This is a genomic window from Mycetocola zhadangensis, from assembly GCF_003668565.1.
Taxonomy (GTDB): Bacteria; Actinomycetota; Actinomycetes; order Actinomycetales; family Microbacteriaceae; genus Mycetocola_A; species Mycetocola_A zhadangensis.
The window spans coordinates 1,016,298-1,037,948 of record NZ_RCWJ01000001.1 but is presented as its reverse complement, the minus strand read 5'-3'; the positions used below and the strand labels follow the sequence as shown (position 1 = coordinate 1,037,948).

General features: G+C 61.3%; 16 protein-coding genes and 1 tRNA gene. 8 read left to right on the top strand and 9 right to left on the bottom strand.

The features are described from left to right. Window positions 1–111: 111 nt before the first annotated feature. From D9V28_RS05005 to polA, 4 genes are all read right to left on the bottom strand, one after another. Window positions 112–1,038: an ATP-grasp domain-containing protein gene (locus D9V28_RS05005; protein WP_121658551.1), complete on the bottom strand. Its 927-nt coding sequence runs from the start codon at window positions 1,036–1,038 to the stop codon at window positions 112–114. Further along, window positions 1,035–2,033, bottom strand: a complete 999-nt coding sequence (locus tag D9V28_RS05000; RefSeq protein WP_121658550.1) for an epimerase — start codon at window positions 2,031–2,033, stop codon at window positions 1,035–1,037. Before D9V28_RS05000 ends, D9V28_RS05005 begins: the two co-directional genes overlap by 4 nt. Before the next feature lie 99 nt (window positions 2,034–2,132). Next, window positions 2,133–3,809, bottom strand: coding sequence for a DUF885 domain-containing protein (locus D9V28_RS04995; RefSeq protein ID WP_121658549.1), 1,677 nt, complete (start codon window positions 3,807–3,809; stop codon window positions 2,133–2,135). A gap of 72 nt (window positions 3,810–3,881) precedes the next feature. Continuing rightward, window positions 3,882–6,542, bottom strand: a complete 2,661-nt coding sequence (gene polA, locus D9V28_RS04990) for a DNA polymerase I (protein WP_121658548.1) — start codon at window positions 6,540–6,542, stop codon at window positions 3,882–3,884. Window positions 6,543–6,612: 70 nt separating this feature from the next. Between polA and D9V28_RS04985 the strand changes: the two genes are divergently transcribed. Beyond that, window positions 6,613–7,035: a hotdog fold thioesterase gene (locus D9V28_RS04985; protein ID WP_121658547.1), complete on the top strand. Its 423-nt coding sequence runs from the start codon at window positions 6,613–6,615 to the stop codon at window positions 7,033–7,035. A 510-nt stretch (window positions 7,036–7,545) separates the two neighbouring features. Here the strand turns inward: D9V28_RS04985 and D9V28_RS04980 are convergent. Next, a complete protein-coding gene (locus D9V28_RS04980; protein ID WP_121658546.1) occupies window positions 7,546–8,151 on the bottom strand; it encodes an ANTAR domain-containing response regulator in 606 nt (201 codons plus the stop codon). A gap of 38 nt (window positions 8,152–8,189) precedes the next feature. Here D9V28_RS04980 and D9V28_RS04975 point away from each other — a divergent pair. Together D9V28_RS04975 and D9V28_RS04970 are read left to right on the top strand one after the other, a co-directional pair. After that, window positions 8,190–8,272: transfer RNA gene (locus D9V28_RS04975), tRNA-Leu, on the top strand. 171 nt (window positions 8,273–8,443) lie between these two features. Next, window positions 8,444–9,874, top strand: coding sequence for a tyrosine-type recombinase/integrase (locus D9V28_RS04970; RefSeq protein WP_121658545.1), 1,431 nt, complete (start codon window positions 8,444–8,446; stop codon window positions 9,872–9,874). A gap of 99 nt (window positions 9,875–9,973) precedes the next feature. Here D9V28_RS04970 and D9V28_RS04965 read toward each other — a convergent pair whose 3' ends face one another. After that, window positions 9,974–10,807, bottom strand: coding sequence for a hypothetical protein (locus tag D9V28_RS04965; protein WP_121658544.1), 834 nt, complete (start codon window positions 10,805–10,807; stop codon window positions 9,974–9,976). Between the two features lie 126 nt (window positions 10,808–10,933). After that, window positions 10,934–11,269 carry a hypothetical protein gene (locus tag D9V28_RS04960; RefSeq protein WP_147440915.1) on the bottom strand — a complete coding sequence of 112 codons (336 nt, stop codon included), beginning with the start codon at window positions 11,267–11,269 and terminating at the stop codon, window positions 10,934–10,936. A 316-nt stretch (window positions 11,270–11,585) separates the two neighbouring features. On the opposite strand from D9V28_RS04960, the gene D9V28_RS04955 reads away from it, so the two are divergent. Next, window positions 11,586–12,773, top strand: coding sequence for a Fic family protein (locus D9V28_RS04955; protein ID WP_121658542.1), 1,188 nt, complete (start codon window positions 11,586–11,588; stop codon window positions 12,771–12,773). A gap of 296 nt (window positions 12,774–13,069) precedes the next feature. Here the strand turns inward: D9V28_RS04955 and D9V28_RS04950 are convergent, their stop codons facing one another. Continuing rightward, window positions 13,070–13,351, bottom strand: a complete 282-nt coding sequence (locus tag D9V28_RS04950) for a hypothetical protein (protein WP_147440914.1) — start codon at window positions 13,349–13,351, stop codon at window positions 13,070–13,072. 357 nt (window positions 13,352–13,708) lie between these two features. Here D9V28_RS04950 and D9V28_RS04945 point away from each other — a divergent pair, with 357 nt between their 5' ends. From D9V28_RS04945 to D9V28_RS04920, 4 genes are all read left to right on the top strand, one after another. Further along, the gene (locus D9V28_RS04945) at window positions 13,709–14,026 is read left to right on the top strand and encodes a DUF2510 domain-containing protein (protein WP_220700447.1); all 318 of its coding nucleotides are present in this window, start codon (window positions 13,709–13,711) and stop codon (window positions 14,024–14,026) included. A 197-nt stretch (window positions 14,027–14,223) separates the two neighbouring features. Further along, entirely contained in the window at window positions 14,224–15,660 is a 1,437-nt protein-coding gene (locus D9V28_RS04940; RefSeq protein ID WP_183086424.1) for a competence protein CoiA family protein, read from the top strand. A gap of 129 nt (window positions 15,661–15,789) precedes the next feature. Next, window positions 15,790–16,791 carry a hypothetical protein gene (locus D9V28_RS04935; RefSeq protein WP_147440913.1) on the top strand — a complete coding sequence of 334 codons (1,002 nt, stop codon included), beginning with the start codon at window positions 15,790–15,792 and terminating at the stop codon, window positions 16,789–16,791. A 1,576-nt stretch (window positions 16,792–18,367) separates the two neighbouring features. Further along, window positions 18,368–19,615, top strand: a complete 1,248-nt coding sequence (locus D9V28_RS04920; RefSeq protein ID WP_121658536.1) for a hypothetical protein — start codon at window positions 18,368–18,370, stop codon at window positions 19,613–19,615. Between the two features lie 49 nt (window positions 19,616–19,664). On the opposite strand, the gene D9V28_RS04915 is transcribed toward D9V28_RS04920, so the two are convergent. Continuing rightward, window positions 19,665–21,350 carry an AIPR family protein gene (locus tag D9V28_RS04915; RefSeq protein ID WP_121658535.1) on the bottom strand — a complete coding sequence of 562 codons (1,686 nt, stop codon included), beginning with the start codon at window positions 21,348–21,350 and terminating at the stop codon, window positions 19,665–19,667. Between the last annotated feature and the right edge of the window lie 301 nt (window positions 21,351–21,651).

Here is a 21,651-nt window from a genome sequence, read left to right as displayed (position 1 = left end):
GGCTGTTACCGCGCCAGGCGAACGGATAGAACGTCACAAATGTGACATGCCAGTTTAGCTGGAAAATTGCCGCGAGAGCAAACGGCGAAACGACGGCGGGCGGATGCCATCTCAGCGGCTTCGGATCGTCTCGATCCGTCGCGAGACGGCCTCGACAAATCGCCTAACGGCATCCGGATCGGTATCGATGAAAAGTGACGGTTCGAAGAGCTCAGCTTCGAGGACAAGCGGTCCAGTCGACGGGTCGTCGACGATGTCAACGCGAGCGTAAAGCGGGAGCGCGTCGAACTCGGACAGGCCACGCGCCAGTAGCACGGTATGCACCGCGGCGATGAGCTGGTCGCCCACCGCACGCTCTTCGGGCGTCGGGGTGACCGGGGCGATCTCTTCGACGTAGGTTCCGCCGCGAAGCCCTCCGCCCACAGCCAGGAGCGGGCCCTTCGAAATGGCGTGCGAGAAGTCGCCGTCGAAGTACAGCAGCGCGCGTTCGCCGCGGTGCTGGACCGATGGGATCGCCGGTTGAACCATGACGGTCTTGCCGATCCGCAGAATGTGCCCGGCGAGGAGGAGTGCTGCGGGGTCGTTTCGCTCGAAGAGCCCGGTGTTCTGCGAACCGGCTGACACCGAGGGTTTGACCACGACGCGTTCTTCCGAGACGGTCGACAGGGCCGCCCGAACCTCGTTCGACGTGAGGCAGAAAGTGGTCGGCACAATAGGCACATCGGAGACGGAACCGAGCTCGCGCAGGTGCACCTTGTCGATATTCCAGCGGATGAGACTCGGGGCGTTGAGCACGGGGGCAACTGCCGCTGCGCGATCCAGCCAGTCGAGGAATTCGGACGGCGAGTCGGGATAATCCCACGGCGAGCGGATCACGATCAGCTCGAAGCTCGCCCAGTCCACGTGGGGATCGTTCCAGACCACGATGCGTGGGGCGAATCCGGATGCTGTCAGCCCGGTTTCGAGGAACGGCAAGTCGGTATCCACATATGGCGCGGGCCGAGCGTTGGTCACCAGTGCGATGCGGCCTCGGGTCATGTGGTGTGCTCCTGCCTTCGGGGGTGAGAGCTGCGTGTCGGGCTGGGACGGAGGATCTCGGTGAGGGCGGCGCCGAGGTGCGGGTGGGAGAACCGATAGCCGGCCTCGACCAGCCGCTCGGGCAGCACCCACCGGCTCTTGAGCACGAGTTCGGGTTCTGTTCGGAGAACAAACATGCCGAGCTCGAGCATCCAACGGAACGCAGGAAGGCCGATCGGTACCGTCAGGATGCGCCGGATCGTGGCCATGACCGTTCGGTTGTCGCTGGGGTTCGGTGACGAGACGTTGAGCGCGCCGTCGATGTCGGGGCGCTCTCGAACGAACCGGAGCACGCCGACCACGTCATCAATGTGTACCCAGCTGAACTTCTGACGGCCACCTGGGGTGCGGAACTCGTGGAATGTCCCCGCGTCCCGGCGGCGTCGCCCGGCGAGCCATCGCCCGTCGAGCTGAGGGCCTCCGAGGCCGAAACGGGCCAGCATCACCAACGGGCGAAGTGCACCACCGTCACCGAGCACGATGGCCATCCGAAGAGCCACCCGGCGCGTGCTCGGAAGGTTCCCGGTGAAGAACTCCTCTTCCCACGCGCGGGCGATGCTCACACTGAACCCTGAGCCGATGTCGCCCGAGGACTCGGTCATCGGCCGGTCGTCCGCGTGCCGATAGATGGTCGCTGTCGATGAGTTGACCCACAGCTCTGGCGGAGCAGCGCAGCGCGAGATCGCCGTGCGGAGTTCTCGGGTGGTTTCAACTCGAGACCGGAAAATCTCGTCACGGTTTCGCGCCGTGTACCGGCAGTTGACGCTCTTGCCGGCGAGGTTCACGACCATGTCAGCCCCATCAAGAAGCCGGACAATCCCGTCACTGTCGCCCCACGCGACGTCAGCCGAACCGCGGCCGATCGTGCTCACGATTGCGCCGTCGGCGCGATAGTGGGCGACAAGGTGTCGTCCGAGAAAGCCCGAAGCGCCAGCGATGACAATGCGGTTGGTCATAGTGGTTCTCCCCCGGTGGCAACGGGATACCGAGCGGTCCCGCAGTCTTTCTGAAGCGTAGCGAGTCGGGGCACCTCGACGCCTCGTCGGTGACCAGGCTCAGTCGGCAAGAAGGAAGTGCTTCAACGTATCGAGTCCGACGCCACCGAGGTCGAGGGCGTTCCGATGGAACTCCTTGATGTCGAACGCGTCGCCCTTCCTGCGTTTCGACTCGTCGCGCAGCTCTTCCCAGATCCGCTGGCCCACCTTGTACGACGGTGCCTGGCCTGGCCAGCCGAGGTACCTGTTGACTTCGAAATGCACGAAGCCCTCGTTCATGTTGACGTTCCTGCCGAGGAACTCGAATGCGTCCTCCGCCGTCCACGTTCCCGTACCGTCTGGGTGCTGCTTGCCCAGGTGCACTCCGATGTCGAGGACAACACGCGCTGCCCGCATCCGCTGCCCGTCAAGCATGCCCAACCGGTCGGCCGGGTCGTCGAGGTAACCCAGCTGCTGCATGAGACGCTCGGCGTACAGCGCCCAGCCTTCCGCGTGCCCGGACGTGCCGGCCAGTTGCCGCCGCCAGGTGTTGAGCTTCGCACGGTTGTAGACGGCCTGGCCGATCTGCAGGTGGTGCCCGGGAATACCCTCGTGGTACACGGTTGTCAGTTCGCGCCAGGTGTCAAATTCGGTGACGCCCTCCGGCACTGACCACCACATGCGGCCCGGCCGCGAGAAGTCATCGGTGGGGCCGGTGTAGTAGATCCCGCCCTCCTGGGTCGGCGCGATCATGCACTCCAGCGTGCGGATCTCCTCGGGAATGTCGAAGTGCGAGCGGCCCAGCTCCTCGACGGCGCGATCGCTCGTCTCCTGCATCCACCTCTGCAGGGCGTCCGTGCCGTGCAATTTCCGGCTCTGGTCGTTGTCGAGGAAGGCGATCGCTTCTTCGACGCTTGCGCCTGGCTTGATCTCGCGCGCAATGGCTTCCTGCTCGGCGACCATACTGCGCAGTTCCTCGATACCCCACTCGTAGGTTTCGTCGAGGTCGATCGTTGCTCCGAGGAATCTGCGTGACTGGAGGGCATAGATCTCCCGGCCGACGGCATCCGCTTCTGTTGCTACAGGTTCGAGTTCGTGAGCCAGGAACTCGGCCAGCGAACGATAGGCGACGGCAGCCTTGCCCGCGTTCTGAGAGAGGTCGGACGCGAGCGAGGCGGGCAGTTGGCCTTCAGTCGGAGCGGCCGTCGCGGCAAGTTCCACGAAGAAACCCTGGTCGGCGTAGAGTTTTTTTGTCTGTTCGAAGACCTCGCGAACCTGACGCTTCGCCGGAGTGATGCCGCGTTCGATACCGAGCCTGAGCGTCTCGATGTAGCCGTCGATCGCCTCGGGAAGCGCGTTCAGGCGGGACGAGACGTTCTCCCAGTCGGAAACGGTTGCCGTTGGCATGAGATCAAAAATCTCGCGGATGCCCTGGGCGGGTGACGCGATGACGTTCAGGTCGCGCAGGTGGAGACCGGCGTCCGCGCTCTCGACGTCGAGTAGTAATTCGTTGCGCAGGTCGGTGCGGGTGACACGGTCGACGTCGTCGACGGGTTCGGCGTGATCGAGTGCGGTGATAACCTTGCGCGCCTCGTCGATAAAACGCTCGTGTCCGGCCGGTGAGAAGTCGCCGAAGCGCCCGTTGGCCTCGTCGCGGCCGATGTAGGTGCCGACGAGCGGATCGATGTCGACGAGGGTATTGACCCAGTCCTCGGCGATGGCGTCGATGGGGGTCGGCGTGCGCTGCAGTTCAGTCATGACTGCGAGCCTACGACAGGGCCGCCCCGCGAGCACAGGCCGGTTTCCGAACGAGCTCGCGGGGCGCCCTGGTTAGTGCGCTGCGGCGTCCCAGTTGTGGCCGCGGCCGACCTGAACGTCGAGCGGGACGACGAGTTCGCCAGCCGACGCCATGTGCTGCCGCACGACGGCTTCGAGGTCGTCCCACTCCCCAGGTGTGACCTCAAAGATGAGCTCATCGTGCACCTGCATGAGCATGCGGCTCGACAGTTGCTTCTCGGTGATGTCCTTCTCGATGTTCACCATGGCGATCTTCATGATGTCCGCGGCCGAACCCTGGATGGGGGCGTTGAGCGCGGCACGCTGGGCGTTGTCGCGCAGAACCCGGTTGGGGCTCTTCAGGTCGGGGAACGGCCGGCGCCTGCCGAAGATCGTTGTCGTATATCCGTCTTCGACGGCCTGTTCGACGACGTTGCGCAGGTAGTCGCGCACGGCTCCGAACCGTTCGAAGTACCCGGCCATAAGTTTTTTCGCTTCGGACGAGTCGATCCGCAGCTGCTTCGAGAGCCCGAACGCACTGAGCCCGTAGGCGAGCCCGTACGACATGGCTTTGACCTTGGTTCGCATTTCGTTGGTGACGTCTTCCGGGTCGACCAGGAATATCTTCGAGCCGACAAACCTGTGCAGGTCTTCACCTGTGCGGAACGCTTCGATCAGGCCGGGGTCACCCGAGAGGTGGGCCATGATCCGCATCTCGATCTGCGAGTAGTCAGCGGTGAGGAGCGTCTCGTAGCCCTCACCGGCCTGGAAGGCGGCACGGATGCGACGACCTTCTTCGGTGCGGACCGGAATGTTTTGTAGGTTCGGATCGGTTGACGAGATGCGTCCGGTCGTGGTTCCGGTCTGAACGTAGCTGGTGTGCACGCGCCCGTCGGAGCCGATCGCCTTATCGACGGTTTCAACGATCTGGCGCAGCTTTGACGCGTCACGGTGTTCGAGCAGGAGACCAAGGAAGGGATGCGGATTGGAGGCTTGAAGGTCGGCGAGAGCGCCGGCATCCGTCGAATAACCGGTCTTGTTGGCACGAGTCTTCGGCATGTCGAGCTCGTTGAAGAGGACCTCCTGGAGCTGCTTTGGCGACCCCAGGTTCACCTCGTGCCCGATGATCGCGTAGGCCTGGCTGGCCAGGTCGGCGGCGCGCGCGGCCAGCTGGCCCGAGAGCTCTGAGAGCTGCTCGTGATTGACCGTGACGCCGCGCAACTCGATGTCGACGAGGGTAAGGAGCGTCGGCATCTCGATGTCGCGAAGAACCCGCAGCGAACCCTCATCGAGTGCCTCGGTCAGCGGGGCGACGAGGCGCAGGGTATACCAGGCTTCGAGCGGAGCGGTGGCAGGGTCGTCGAGGGAAAGCTGGTTCGGGTCTGACTTCGGCAGCGACTCGTCGAGGTAGCGCGAAACGAGGTCGGCGAGAGTCTTCTCCGTGCCGTTCGGGCGCAACAGCCACCCGGCGATATGGGTGTCGAACGAAATTCCGTCGAAGGCCAGACCGACACTCTTGAGGGCCTTGAGCTGCTTCTTCGAGTCGGTCATGAGCTTGGGCGCATCGCTGGCCAGCCATGCTTCGAACGGCGCGTAGTCAGCCCGCCCGGGCTGCCAGGCAAGAGCGACGGTCTCGGTGGGTGTTGCGATGCCCGCACCGACGGGTTTGCCGTCGAAAATGTCGAACGAGAGGCCAAGGCCGCCGGGGTTCGCGGCTGTCGCGCGATTCAACCAGGCGCCGAGTTCCTCATCGAGCAGCTGCTGAGGCACGGGGATTTTCTCCGCGCCAGCACGAACGGACGGGATGCCCGTGGTTTCTTCATCGAGCCCCTCGGCCTTGAGCAGGCGGTCGAGCATGGTGCGGAACTCGAGGCGCGCGAAGATCTCGCGCACGGCCTCTTCGTCGATCGGCCGCTTCTCGAGCGAGCCGACGGTGACGGGCAGCTCGACATCGGTGAGCAGGTGGTTCAGGCGACGGTTGCGGACCGCGTTTTCCTTGTGCTCGCGGAGGCTCTCCCCCACCTTGCCTGTGATCTTGTCTGCGTTCTCGAGGATGGCATCGAGGCTCCCGTACTGGTTAAGCCACTTCACGGCCGTCTTCTCGCCAACCTTCGGGATGCCAGGAAGATTGTCGCTGGTCTCGCCGACGAGGGCGGCGACCTCGGGATACTGGTGCGGCTGGATGCCGTACCGCTCCATTACCTTGGCTGCGTCGTATCGCGTCAGGTCGGAAACGCCCATCCTCGACGGGTACAGCAGTGTGACGTCGTCGTTGACGAGCTGGATCGTGTCGCGGTCACCGGACACGACGAGCACGCGGTAGCCCTGCTCGCGGCCCTGGACGCTAAGCGTCGCGAGGATGTCGTCCGCCTCGTAGTCCTCGATCGAAATCGTGGTGATGTTCATCGCGGCGAGAACGTCCTGCAGCAGAGGGACCTGGCCGATGAACTCGGACGGGGTCTCACCACGGGTGCCCTTGTAATCCGGATATTCACGGGTGCGGAAGCTGAATCGAGAGATATCGAAGGCAACGGCGACGTGCGTCGGCTTGTGATCACGAATGAGGTTGATCAGCATGGCCAAGAAGCCGTGGATCGCGTTCGTGTGTTGACCGTCTTTGGTGGAGAAACTGTCGACCGGGAGCGCGTAAAACGCCCGGAATGCTAGGGAATGACCGTCAATGACGAGGAGGGTAGGCTTTTCGTTGTCCGACACCCTCCCAGCCTACAAGCGACCGGTGACAGCCGATCGCGGCGCGAGGTTTCGTGTAGAAGCAAAGGCGACGATGACTGAAACCACCGAGAACGCACTCGAATACGTCCTACAGCGTGGGGGTGGAGCTCTCGCGGCGAAGATGGGCATCGAGTTCACCGAGTTTTCTCTCGACCGGGCAGTGGCGACAATGCCGGTCGAAGGTAATACTCAACCGGCGATGCTGCTCCATGGCGGCGCCTATGTGGTGCTCGGCGAGTCACTCGGCTCGATGTCTGCAAACCTGTGGGCTGGACCGGGGAAGCTCGCGGTCGGTATCGACATCAACGCGACGCACACACGTTCGGCCACATCGGGCGTCGTCACCGGAGTGTGCACACCGATTCATCTCGGCCGTTCGATGACCGTCCACGAGATCGCCGTCACAGACGAGCAGGGCCGTCGGTGTTCGACCATTCGGATCACGAACCTGATCAAGGACGCGCCGACCAGCTGACGGCATCCGCTGTCTTGAGTTCGGCCGCAGAACAGGTGCCGGCTCCCAGCGCTGATGGATCGTTCCCCTTGTTGGGTTTCAATGGGGAAAGGCTCCTTTTCGGACCGATGAGCGAAGCGTTGTTCGGCGGAGCGTGGTTCATCGGTCCCGTGTGTGCCGCTTCGTCGAGGAGACGCTTCTTTACGGACCGATGAGCGAAGGGTGCTTCGGCGGAGCGTGGTTCATCGGTCCCGTGTGTGTCGCTTTGTCGAGGAGACGCTTCTTTTCGGACCGATGAGCGAAGGGTGCTTCGGCGGAGCGTGGTTCATCGGTCCCGTGTGTCCCTCTTTGTCGAGGAGACGCTTCTTTACGGTACGGACCGATGAGCGAAGGGTGCTTCGGCGGAGCGCGATTCATCGGTCCTGACTGTCGCTATCCGCCCGGTGCAGACGCACTGATACCTGCACAGCCCACAAAAAGCACGAGGCGGGCCGGATAAACCGGCCCGCCTCGTGTGAAAAATTTTGCGAACTACTTCTTCGCTGTGAGCTGCTCGACGATCGCCTGGGCGACGTCGTGCATGGTGAGGCGGCGGTCCATGGATGCCTTCTGGATCCAGCGGAAGGCTTCGGGCTCGGTCAGGCCCATCTTCTCGTTGAGGAGTCCCTTGGCCCGGTCGACGAGCTTGCGGGTCTCGAAACGCTCGACCATGTCGGCGACTTCGGCCTCGAGGGTGATGATCTGCTGGTAACGGCTGAGTGCGATCTCGATGGCGGGGAGCAGGTCGTTCGGAGTGAACGGCTTGACGACGTAGGCGAGGGCGCCCGCTTCGCTTGCGCGCTCGACGAGCTCCTTCTGGCTGAACGCGGTCAGGAGGACGACGGGAGCGATCTGCGCCTTGTGCAGGCGCTCAGCTGCGGAGATTCCGTCGAGCTGGGGCATCTTGACATCCATGATGACGAGGTCAGGGCGGAGCTCCGTCGCGAGCGCGACTGCGGTCTCTCCATCACCCGCTTCACCGACAACTTCAAAGCCGTTGTCTCGAAGGATTTCGACGATGTCGAGGCGAATCAGTGATTCGTCTTCTGCTACGACGACACGTCGCGGGGCTGGGGTTGATGCTTCTTGCTCGGTCACGACTTAATCCTACGGTAATCTTGTGGACGTTGTTGTGCGCCGGTGTGGCGGAATGGCAGACGCGGAGCACTCAAAATGCTTTGCTCGAAAGGGCGTGTGGGTTCGAGTCCCACCACCGGCACGGCACCTAGACCCCTCTACTTCCCAACGAATACGCGGAAGTAGAGGGGTCGTTCTATTTTGGTGTGCACGGTCATCCCTCCTTTCGTCCCTTCATTGGGTTCGGTTCGTGCACCTGAGGTCGACGACACCGCACAGACACCGGGTAACGATCCATCGACCCGGAGGCACTGTGCCAGCAGCAAAAAAGAACCCGAAGGAGCTCGCATTTGCGAGCGTCCAAACCAGAACCGCCGCTTCAGGAGCGACCAAATTTGTCGTCCGTTATACCGACCCGGGAAAGAAGCAGCGTTCAATCTCGTTCGACGGCCAAATGGCCGCAGAAGAGTTCGCGAGTCGCACACGACGTGTCGGGTCGGAGAAAGCCATGCAGATGTTGCTTTCAGAGACCGCCGCCGGAACGACGTTCGCTGAGTATGCCTGGGGCGCCATCGACATCAGGCGCGGTGTCATCGGACAGAAGAGCATCGACGACTACTCATACTGGATGCGTTCAAGCATCCCAGACGCCTTCGGCTTCATGCTGCTCGGCGACGTCACCCAAGATGATGTTCAACAATGGGTTCTCGGGCTGAGTGAGGCAGGTCTCGCCGAGAAGACAATGAAGAATCGACACGGTTTCGTTTCAATGGTGTTCAAGCAGGCATACGACGGCGGTGAGATCCGCATAAACCCGTGCAAAGAGACGGTTATCCCCCGGACCGTCTCCCGAGAGATGGAATGGCTCACGCTCGACGAGTTCAGCCGGATTGTCGCGTTCATCCCGGATCACTACAAAGCACTAGTTAGGACCATGGCCTTCACGGGGCTTCGATGGGGCGAAGTGACGTGTCTGACTAAAGGGGACGTCAACCGCGAGACGGGGCTCATCTCCGTTAATAAAGCCTGGGTGAAGGACCGTATGGCGACGGGCGGTCTGAGGATCGGGCCACCAAAGACGAAACGAGGCAAGCGTCATGTGCGACTTCCGCCTGAGATTCTGAAAGCGCTCATGACCCTGCTCGAGTCGGGATCACGCCGCGACCTCTTGTTTACCAAGAAGAATGGGGAAGCGATCCGTCAGCAGTACTTCTGGCAGTGGGTCTGGGTTCCAGCCCGGAATCTAGCAAATGGACGTCCGGCATTCAACTATCGCGGTAAGGCTGCCGGCGGTGTCTATAAGCCAAGAGAGGGATACGACTGGGATAAGTCCCCCATCGACGCTGACATCGCCATCGGGAAGGAGATCCGAATACATGACCTGCGGCACACGTTCGCTTCCTGGATGCTCGCCGAAGGTGTCGCTATGGATGTTCTGCAACGGTTACTTGGCCACGAATCGATCACGACGACCGTTGACCGCTACTCGCACATGGCACCGGAGCGGATCAACGCGTCGGCGGCAGCGGGTTCAAGGATCATTGCTGAAATGAGCGACTTCGTCACGGCGCCATATGGCTCATTATCGTCCCCAGGCAGTTCGGAAGAGGACGTTCAAACTAATGATGGAGGACCGGCCGTGTCTCGTAGGACTGGAGCGAACGATAGCCGGCATTCGCCCCGGGTATTGGCGGCACGCCTCGTGGAAATCGAGGGCACGATGTGTGGTGTGGAAGCCGATTGAGCCATAGCGGAAATCGCGCAACTTCTTATGAGAGCAACCCAAACGGTATAGGTTGCGTTCCGGCGACTCCTGAGGCAATGGTGCACGAGGTGGATTCGGTCATGATGTAGCTCCTTCTACTAGTGCGGCGCGGCGGGCCTTCTCTGAGTTGATGCGGTTGGTGAGCGTGTTCTTCGAGACGTTGATTTCCTTCGCGGCCCCTCGCACCGAGATGTCACCAGAGAGGACACGATCCTTCACCCGATCGAAGAGTTCCAGCGTCAGTGGCACCGTCGCGATAGAGGTGCTGGCGTCCGTCACCTGCTGTACCGGCTTCGCAACATTTGATGAGGGGGCCGCCGTCGCACGATGTACTGGAGCGATGGTCGGCTTGGCTGCCTTGCTGCCTCCCTTGCCGGTCGAACCCACCGGGACACCCTTCTTCCTCCGCCCCGGGCGGATCTTCCGTTTCGGCGCATCGGCGATGGCGAGGGTCTGCAAGGCGTGGGTTGCAGCGAACACGATTGCGGGGAATGAGGCTGCGAGACCGGCACCTACATACGTTTCGGCGGTGATAGTGGCCGCATCCAGCACGACGTGAGCCGCCTGTAGAGCCATCGACGCGGCGGTAAGTACAGCTACCGCCGTCCAAGGAAACTTATTGCCCTGATTGCGCCCGCGAAGTACCAACGCCGAGAGGCTGAACACCACCAAGCCGCCATCAAGGAGCACCGGCACGAGGGCCGGCATGACGCCGGGGAGCAATGCCAGCTGGCCCATGGCGTATAGCCCGGGAACTCCCGCCGCAAAGGAAGCAACGGCGAGCAACCCAGTGAACGCGACGGCCGTCATGACGATCGGCCGCGTATCGGCCTCGACCTGTGATGAGCGGCGGGGTGCGACCGTCACCGCATGCGCTGCTGCGGGTGCCGGTTCGGTTGCCGGCTTACTCATAGGGGCGCCTCGGTACTGGCCGAAGGCGGGGGCTGCTGTTGTGCTCATGGGGTTGTGCTCCGGTTCTCTCAGTTGTTGTATGCGCGGCACCAATTGCCAGGTGCGCCGATGGCATGTCGGCATGGGTCATGCCGGGTTGAAGTAGGCGTCGAGTAGCTCTTGCACCATGAAGGCTGGGTCCGTTTGGCGCATGTGCGCTTCCCGCATGACCGTGCGTTTGCGATCGATCGCCTCTTCGGCCCCTGCTTGTCCTAATGGGCCTTCTAGGAGGGTTCGAACCGCGACGATGAATTCCTCGAATGGCTCGCCCTGCTCCTCACGAACGCTTGCGCGGTGGCTGGGGAAATCGCAGATCCGATGGAACCTCGCGTCGAGGCTCCAGGCCGCGCGGTCATCAGGGTTGGGCAGTGCCTTCGGCAGCACCTTGCGGTGATAGCGGCTCGTATCATGTGTGGCGGTCATGGTGAATCCGATTCTCCTCAAGCGGGCGTTCGTGACTGGCGACCCCGCAAGACGCGTGGTCATACCCGTAATGTGTGCGGCTGCCCTGCTCGCCGTTCAGAACCCGCTCACGCCGGCGGTGCCGCCACGCACGCTGTACGCCTCTCTGAGCCCCCTGCGCAGTACGCGGTCCGGCTGGACGACGAGGGCCTGAAAGCCCCGCCGGCGGGCGGTGGGGGCTTTCTGGGCTAGGTTTTGTGCTTCTTATTAGCTGAACAGCGTGCTGATAATCTGCTAGTACCGGATTATCACTTCCCAGTACGAACGGAGCACCTAGATGAGTTGGCGCGCCGTGAAGTACGAGATCCTCGAATGGCGACGCCCGGGGCTGCCCGCGGTTTTATATGAGGCAGCCATCCCCGCCCTAATCGGGGACCTCACTCCTGAGCTCTCCCCAGATATCGCGGCGTTGGCTGAGGGGGCCTCTTTCGAACTTGTGAGGTTGGATGCTGAACTCGCTGGAAACGCCGCCGTCCAGTCATTGACACCGCTGGTCGAGGCAATCTCCTCTTCCCGAATCGAGGGTGTAGTTGCGACCGCCGGTGCGGTGCTGGCCGTGGAACTCACCGGGGTTGGCGAGTCGGACGCACGCGCCGTTGCCGCGAACCGGCGAGCCACACTAATGGCCTCGAACCTGCCGACGATCGGCGGCGGCGGCATGCAATCAGTTCATGCTGAACTGGTGAATGGCATCGCCGATGAGAATCCCGGCGAGTACCGAAGCAGACCGGTCTGGATCGGGCGGCCCGGATCCTCCCCTGCCACCGCCGACTTCGTGCCGCCTGCATCCGAACGGATCGCCGGGGCGACCAAGGATCTCGCGGGGTTCACCAATCGAGTGGGAATACCTGCGCTCACCCTGACCGCCATCGCCCACGCGCAGTATGAGACTGTGCACCCTCACGGAGACGGCAATGGCAGGGTTGGCCGGGCGCTCGTGCACCCTTTATTCCGCACCCGTGGCCTCACCCGAACCACCGTTACGCCCCTCGCCGCCGGGATTTTGGCTGACCCTCGGGGTTATGTTTCAGCGCTCGAGGCCTACCGGAGTGGGGACGTCGAGCAGATTGTTCGATTCTTTGCGGAATCAATCCTCCGCGGCGTCCACATCGCTCGAACGCTTCGACGCGAACTGACCGACGCTCAGGCTGGCTTGCGCAGCCGAGTTCACGCTCGCGGCAGCTCCGGAGTGTGGCATGTCCTCGACCTCTTGGCCAGGCAGCCCGTCGTCACCGCAGAGCTGCTGGCTGCGCACATGGGCATCGCGCCGACAAACGCCTACCGGCACCTCAACCAGCTTGCGGAAGCCGGCGTCATTACACCCAAGCATGTGCCGCGTGCCGGCACCACTTGGGTGGCCGAAGACGTCCTCACCCTCATTGATGGGTTAATACCCGAGCGACGAGCGGGCCACACCTCGCCGGCACTCAGTAACGCTGGTGCGAGGAATGAGCGCCAGGCGTAGGCGAAGCCTTCCCCCTCCGTTTCTTTGCCGGTTGGACGCACGCCTCGGAAGCTGAAGACGGTTCGGTCAAGAGCTACTCGAGAAAGTTCTGCGATCAATCAAAAACGCTCGTCGAGGTGTCGGACCGATGGGTTCGTCGATCACGATTTGGCCGTCGTGAGCGAACTAAAAAACATGCAGGCAATGCTGGCGCCGCTTCCGAGTTAGTCGGCTCGACGCCAAATGGTAATTTTCCGGGGTCGTAACGGCCCCGTCCGCGGTTCTATTGCCATGCCCGCGGCACGGTCGACACCCTTTTAGATCACGCTCAAAAGCACGTTGACGCCAAAGGCCACCGGGACCGTTATGGCGAACAAAACTATGGAGGCGATCAAGATGACGAGCGGCACGTTCCCGTGAACCGGCCTCCGTCTGCTCGCCAATTCCACACCAGATAGCACCGCCGCGACCGCCGCGAGGACTGTCGCGGCCAGGGAAAAGGCAATACCTGCGAGTCGCCCGTATACCTCGATGGAGGGGTTCGAACTCGGCGCAAGCACGATGACGTTCGAGATTATGAACGCGAGGAGCCCCGCCATCAACACGCGAGCTCCAGGGGCGCGCGTCCACGACTTCGCCCCAGCGCGCGGCCTTTTCACCGCGGGAGCGTCACGTCGAGATTCAAACTGAGCGCGCCGACGACGTTCGGCAGTGTTCATGGGGTGGGGTTCCGAAGGCATGGGTCGATCGTAATGGCCTCTCCGTGAATGCAGCGGGAGCGAACCCTCAAGCGCTGGAATGCGCTCGTGCAACCGCGCCAACCGCACCGGGGCTGTTCCCGTCAGCGATTGGCTCGCGCTGAGCAACGCCGGCAGATGGAGGCGACCGGGTGCTCAGCCCGAATTGGGGCACCGAGGCGGCGGATGCTCGATGTGGCGCGCCGCTAACTTTGGATTGTGTCTTCATTGCCTCCTCCCTCGCAGATTCCAGCGGGATGGTACCCAGATCCGTCCGACGCCCGCGTGTGGCGGTATTGGAACGCAACCGCGTGGACCGAGAACACCGCACCGCGGACGCTGCCCGCTCCTCTGCCTCCAGTGATCGCGCCGAATACTTCCGAGGTCCCAATACCAGCCGGTCGAACGAAGCCTGGGAAGGGTGCCGCGCCGAAGTGGCTTTGGCCGACGGTGATTGTCGTGGCGATCATCACCTCGTTGCTGCTCTCCGAGCTGGCAATGAACTTCGCGGCTGACGTGGCTGTGCGCGACTTCTAGGATCGACGTCGATGCTTCACCTGGCAAATACGAAATTTGGATAGTCGCCGGCCTCATGGAGAGTGTGACTCGCGAAGCGTCCTCCGACCTGAGCGCCCCTATTTCGTGGGCTGCCCGTGGACAACCGTTCTCAGTACCTTGAAAACGTGCGCCATGCCCCGAACCTGATCGCTGCGTTCGCGGAGGGTGAGCGCCGAATGATCTTCGCCCGGCACATCGACGGCGGAGACCTACTCTTACTCCCTGACGGGGAGGCGAAGCAATGGCGTGAGCGCACGAAGACTGAGCTGCGCTGCCCCATCCCCGGGTGCCCCTCCCCGGAACTTCGGACGGTTGCTCGCCACCCGCACAAGCGCGATGGATTCACCCACATCGGTGGCGGCAGCGGTGGACATAGCGCCGAGTCCTATGCGCACCTTGAGTCGAAGGGCAGAATCGCTGAATGGCTGCGGCGCCGCTACCCACATTGCAAAGTGACTGAGGAACAGTCGACGACTGATCGTGAGCGGATAGCCGACGTCATGATTGAAAACCCGAACGGTCGCAAGATGGCATTTGAGATCCAGTTCTCAGCCCTCACCCCTGCCGAGTGGAAAAGGCGGCACGAGTCGTATCGGCGTCAAGAGATTGTGGACATTTGGCTGTTCGGGAGCACCGGGGCGCAGTTCCGGCGTTACGCGCGCGAGGATCGCTCCGTCCTCTTGAACCCCACCCACGAGATGGTGGCAGCTAGCGGCCAACCCGTGTACTGGTTCAACCCGTTCGCCCAAAAGATTGCGGCGGCTGTGAATCTGGTTACCGCTGACGGCCGCGAGTATCCGGTTCCCGCCACAAGCCACCATGGCGAGTTGGCGGTCTACGACCTTGAGTCGTTTGCCCTGTTTGAAACCGGTTTCTGGAACGAACCGGTTCGCCAGCACCATGCCAATCGAGATGAGCTCGCCAGGCGCGAGATGGAACGTCAGGCCCGACAGGCAAAGCAACTTCGGCAGCGCGAGGTGGCACGCGCACAAACACTTCAAATGGCGGAAGCAGAATGGGCGCAATCGCTTTTGCGCCAACGGATTCTCAAACGCTTCGGTGGTGCTTTGCCTGGCTACCTCGAGGCACCGATCGGGGGAAAGCTACCGGTCGTTCCAGCTGCATGGCAGTGCTTTCTCTACGAGCGCTTTGTTCAGGGCGACCGGGATGGCCGCACGGTCAGCATTGATGAGTGTGCACGCGCGCTTTCCGGCTCCGTCGCCGCTAACCACGAGATCCGATACTCGATCGCCGCCGCATGGCTAACAGGGCTAGAGAAAGCTGGCCTGCTGACGAGAACGTCAAACGCCCCCTGGTGGGTGGGAAGCGATGAGTCCAAGTTCCTCATCATCAGCCGCGAGGATGCAGAACGGCGGCGCCAGGTGCACGCACAAAGGAAAGTGGATTGGATCGACCCATTGCCTCTGGAAGATGACGAGATAGAGACGCACCGCCCCAGGTGGGACCGACCACGTCGACCGAGTCCGATGCTTGGCCGTGCGAGACCAGCGCCAGTACCCGTCCCCCAAAAAGCCGCGGTGCGTACCTGTGGGCGCTGCGAGAAGCCGCTGGACCCAGTTCTGTGGGACATCGGGCTGCATGTAATTTGCTGAAGGCCGGCCTTTGACGAAGGGCTAACCATCGTGAGTGGTTCGCGCTCTAAGAGGAACCCGTTTCTGTTGTTGATTCTGCCCTCGGGGCGACGAGAACGGATTGGCCGTGACAGACGGCCAGCCTCGATCATGCACAGGCCGAAGCCCCAGCCGATGGTCGGCATAGTTCGGGTCGATATGGTGAATGCTGTGCAGCCCGAACGCGATGATGGTCATGACGATGCAGACGACGTCCAGTCCCCCGAAGTTACCGAGCAGCAGGGCGTCGCGCTTCTGCAACTGAGCTTTCAGCGCCTGGACACGCTCACAGGAAGAGCCGACCAGGCTCGAGTGGCCCCAACGACGTCGTTGGCTGGCGATGACCGGGCAACCCCATACGCCCCTCTCTCCTCACAGGTGAACTCAGCCATTGCGGTGGCGACAGACCATTTGATGGGTCTTCGAGTGGCGATCGAAGATTCGAACTGGAAGATCATGACCTTCGCGTGGTGGACGCTCATTCGATCCGCTTACGAATCGTGCGGCAACGCTCTATGGCTTATGAGCCCGAGGCAGCGAGACACGCGGGTACTCCGGTCGCTCCAAATCACGCATGATTCGCGGAGGAGCGTTAACAAGGTGATGCTGGAGCTTGGCCGAGACGACCCCGGCTTTGACCGCATGAACGCTCGGATGATCGAGTTGCGAGACGCGCGACCGGGGAATTTTGGAAAGTCGCTCAAGCCGGATTTCCTCACCTCTCGTCTGCGAGAAATCAGCCCACTGGTTCCAAACGCCTTTGAAACGCCCGTGGCCCTGTGGATGCTCTCCAGCGGAATGGCCCACGGCAACTCAGCGATGTTTCTGAACTTGCTGGAGCGGAAACGACTGACGCTGCCGGTCAATGGCACATCTGAACACCGTTTGACTACAAGTGTCGGAGTACTTGCAATGTTCTACACAGCCGCACTGGACATGATTGAGGTCGCGCTGGAGCTCTTTGACGAGCGCAACTGCCCGCTGATAGGTCAAAAAACGCCGACCTGGGTCGAGTGGTCACACCTCGCGCTGGCTCCCGAGATTGCGGGGCTGCTCGACCTACCTGAGCACCCGGTACGCCTGCTTCGTCGAGCTGAGTCCAACGGGGCATAACCCTTAGCGCCTCATCGCTGCCATCCCGCGCCGCCGGCCGAAGCCCGGAAGGTGTCCCGATGGTTTGAACAGTACGACGACTCGGACGCTTGCCTATCTCTTCAACGGCACGCCCCGACCTGCCAGTATGCGCTGTCCGGTCCCTAAGCGAACCCACGGCTTCATCTGTCCGAAAGGTACGCCCCGCTCAGAGCTCTTTTGCCTAAGCGAATTGGCCTCGATGTGGAACGCTGCGCTGGCGCCCGGCTCCAGACGATGCGGCAAGATCGCGGACTGCGGATGTGGCCTAATCGCAGCGAGATTGCCATGTTTTCGGACAGCGATCCCCCAATTTTCGATAGTGACAGCACCCGAACCGGTGTTGTGGGCTATTACGCAGACCAGGTCTTCACTCAGGCTGCCATCGGCGTATGCGATCCATCGATTCTCAGCTCGGACCTTGACGTTATGCGTGGACTTCCGCCAGGTCGCGACCTGCCACACCAGAGCGGCGACGCCAGTGAGGGCACCGATCCAGGCGAGCACAGTGGTGAGGTCCGGGATAGACAAGGTGATAGTCACCGGCTCAGAATACCGGTGAGCAGCGCCATGCTTGTGAAAGGAAATACAGCTCGGCCCCATCCGATGTTCCGGTTGACGACAGAGTCGTTCGAGGCGAACTCCGGTCTGCGACAGGTTCGGTTCTCAAGGGCCGGGTGCAAATTTTGCGAAGAGCAAGCACAGAGTGCATCAGGTGATGAGACACCAGTCGGACCGGAGCAAAAGCAGCAACGCCTGACAGCGGGACCGGTCTGCGGGACCCGAGCGAATAACGCCCGCAGCAGCGACACCGATGGCGGGAGCGACACCGCAATGGTTGCCCGAGCCGGGAAGACCGACCGCGGAGCCGAGCCGGAAGGAAAGACAGGGGGAAGCGAAGAGCGCGCAAGAGAGGGAGGAAACTACAAAAAGCAGAAGGAGAGGAAAGCATCTGAATGAGAGAGCTTTTGTTTCAAGACAGAACTAGCTCTGACTGAACAGAGGATCTCGACTGACCGGAGGAAAGAAGTGATCATCTGAGAGGGAGAGAGGTAGCTCTCTCTTAGAAGCATGTAGTCATCGCTCGGCCACCAAGGGGCTTGCCCCTCTTCGCCTGCTTCCCCTCGCATCGCGATCCCCCACCGCTCGCTAGCGCTCCCTCGCTCCCCCGCATTCTGTACTCAGCCCGTGGTCTGCACTCCCCGGCGGTTCGCTTCTCCGTGCTGCCGATCACAACGGTGTCGATTCGACCGCTTCTCGTGATGCTTTCTCGCTGTCACAACCTGCCCTCCACACCGCGCTCTTCCTGTGCGTTGCATGACGTCTCGATGCGCTGTCAATGAGTGGCGCCCCGAGCCTGCGAGGGGGATGCAGGCTCCACCCATATTGCTTGGTCGTTGTCTGTGTTTCTGACGCCTTGCCGCACACATTGTTTTCGAAGCCGTTGTACTACCGCGCACCGAAGAGACGGCTCTGCTTCGCGCCGCCGCTACTTCGGGCTTGTTGGACCTGGCTTTTCAACTCGTTTGCTTCAAATCTTCGAAAGGAACTCCCGGCCATGGTCACCTTCTCCTCCTACACCCCGAAACCCTCCATTGCCGTCCTCGATGCTGCCGCCCGTAAAGCTATGGCCGGGCGTTCCGACTCCGACGCTTTCTCTTGCGTTCTCACCGTCCTTTGTCGCCTGCTCGAGTACCCGCACGTCACACCGACCGACGTCAGGTTTTCGCTGTCTCGTATCGACACGGACGAGCGCTACCGCGCCGTCACGAAGAGCCAACGGCAATGGCGTCTCGCTGTTCGTAAAGCGCTACAGGCGCGCGCCCTTCGCTCTTTCGCTCCTGAGGACGCGGCCCGCGTGGCAGAGCGGATCGCCCACGCGCGCAAGTTCGTAGGTCACCTCCTCACTGAACAGAACCCGGATCGGCCGCGATTGAAACCGCAGGCGGAGGTGAACGCAAGGGATGCTCTGTTGATTGCAGGAGCCACCATCACCGGGACTCTCTTGGACGAGAAGTCTCAGAACGCAGTGTTGATGACGGGCGGTTGGCTCGCGATGCAGATGGGAAAATCGACGACCGCGTCGAAGGCTGCGGCTGATGCAGTCAAGGCAGGGTGGCTGACGAGGGTTGGCACTGCGAATGGCACGCCCCGGTACCGGGTCGCTCCGCTCCGGTCAGACGCTGCCCGAGCCACCGCCGCGGCGAATGAGGATCTCATCACAGCGCTAGCCACCGGCGCTTTCGATTCGCACGAGGCAGCCGAACTCATCATGACGGCCACGCACCCGGCTTGGTCGTTCGGTGCCGAAGCTGGCCTCAGCAGGCGCGTCTTCTTCCGCCTACTGGCCGACATGACGGCTCCGTCGCGAAGCCTGGCCGAAGGCTGGTGCTTTGGCATTGTGGCTGGCTCTGGCCAGAAGACCTTCAAGGCTTTGGCCGGCCAGGGCATCCTGGCCCTACCGAATCTGGCGACTAGTCAACCGTTGGCCGATCAGCTGGACTTGGCCGCCGCGAACGCTGGGCAGGCCAAGGCCAAACTGCATGAGGCCAACATCGCCAAGGCCGCAGCCAAAGCCGAGCTGGCCGCCGTGGCCAAAACGAACTACGTCAATGGTGGCCAATGGGGCCGGGACCTCGTAGCCCACTTCGGCGGCGCGCCGCGGATAACCAATCTGGCCGACCCGGCTCAACTCACGGCGGTCCGGGTCTTCGCGACGGCTCTACGTGACGCTGTCCTGACCAGCCCGCTCGACGTCAGCGGCCAGGCGGGCGTTCGGAACGCGGTCGCCTACGAGCGGAAATGATCTGACGCGGACGACCCACACAGGCGCAAGGATCAAACTTGCGTTTCCACTACGATGCTTTCTTGGAGTCAGGAATCACCCAGGTCTCGATCGGCTCGGCCTTCTCGCGAAGCACATCCTTTTCGTAATCTTTTCGGAGGGTTGCAGCAATGGCGTTCGACTGCGAAGGGCTCTTCAAAACTGATTTGTAATCGAATTCGCCAGCAGCTGCGACGTTGAGGTCGACGATGAGGGTCTTCAGAATCTCGGCAGAGGTCAGTAACAACGACTCGATAGTCCGCTCGTCAAAGATCGAGGGATTTTTGATCACTTGACCCGACGCCGAACCCCCCCTGAGGATTTCCGCTAATACGCTCAGAATAAAGAATCGTGTGAGGGTGTAAGACGCCATTGGCCGATTCTTCACTCGCGCCATGCTGTCTTGGACGACCAAGTTGAGTCGGTACAGGAAAACAATGCGAGCAGCGTTGACCTCGGGACGGCCGAAGATAGCCGCGTACTTTTCATCGAACACTTTGTAGATTTGGTGGGCGGACCAGGGTTCGTTCAAGTCAAATGAAAGCAGTATTCGTCCGGCCAGCTCATTGGTAATGGTTGTCTTCCCAGTGGGCGTTTTTTCGCCCCTTTTGATCTCGAAGAAATAGTCTGGCCTCGACGACGACATTTCCGTTTGGAGCCTGGTCATAAGGACGTGGTTCGACCTCATGTCTCTCGGCTTGATTGCGTTCTGATTGTTGCTGTTTTCGGTGATGGTGCGAGCGAGTGCGTCGTCACCTAGGGCAATTACTTTCACTAGAACGCGAAGATCGTCCGTCAGCTTCGCCTTGTTGTTATAGAAGTTTGTGAGACTCTGAGCACCGTTCACCACGGTATAAGTCTTTACCTTCAGTTGGCCTTCGGTGCTGGCATCGACTTCTTTGCACAAGACCGTAATCCCGTTGTGGAAGAGCAGGAAGTTAGCATGTGTGGACTTGTCCACCACCGAAGCCTTGATGGATTTGTTGACGGAGGTATTGCCCAGAGTGAACCTGACGTTGTCCTCAAATAAGGAGCCATCGCTTATCCCCTCCATATGGACGAGCTGTAGGGCTGAAGCCGGGAACACGTACATCGTCGATCGTGATGTAGGGGTGCCAGCTTCAACCTCCATCGGCTCGACATACGAGGTGTTGAAAGTGAACTCATCTTTGCCGGTCGAGGCGGCTGGGTCCACAACGCTGGCGGCAATCTCTTTTCGATCAAATATGCGCAACTCCGGTGTCAGCGCTTCATACGCGTTCGAGTCCGTGTCACTGAGCTCATTGGATACGTATATGGCCCGGATCGAGTAATCGGAAGAGAGAAGATCGGAGAGTTGAATTCGCTGGACGAGTCGTTTCAGTTCCGGGCTCGCATTCCCAGCCAATATTGTCGCCACCTTTTCGGGGGTCCCGAACTGATGCATCGACGACATCAAATTCTTTGGTCCAACGTCGCCTACGGTGCCGTTGTTCTTCTGACGAATCTTGGCCTGAAGGAAATGCACTTCTTGTTCGTTGTGGTCGACATAGATTCCGTCAATACCTTTATCGTTCGGCTTATCGCAAATCGCGTCGCGAGCGTCCGTCTCCTCCAGCCGATAGACATTGATCAAAAACCAGTAGAGAAAGGACGCCGATTCGGGCAGCCCAGTGTCCGTTTGAACTCTGCCTAGTTCGGCGGAGAGCGGCTTATAACGAAGATCATTCACATCCATGCCCAAACCCTATATGCGCGGCTCGATCGCTTCGCGCTACTCGACGGAATCTTCCTGACCCGAGTTCGGGGCGTTGAGGTTCGAACCAAGCAGCCAGCTCTGTCGCTTTCCTCGTTCGCCGAATCGAGGTGTGCCTGATCCCTCGTCGGCACCGATATGCGGTCTATCGATAGCCGGCTCATGAGGGCAATAGCCAGTTTGAGCCCGGATAGCGTCGTCGTCGTGCAGGGCATTTTTGCTCCGGCTGTTACACATCTGGCCAGCCCGACCTTCAGTTGCGCAACGAGGCGGCGTGCTCCTG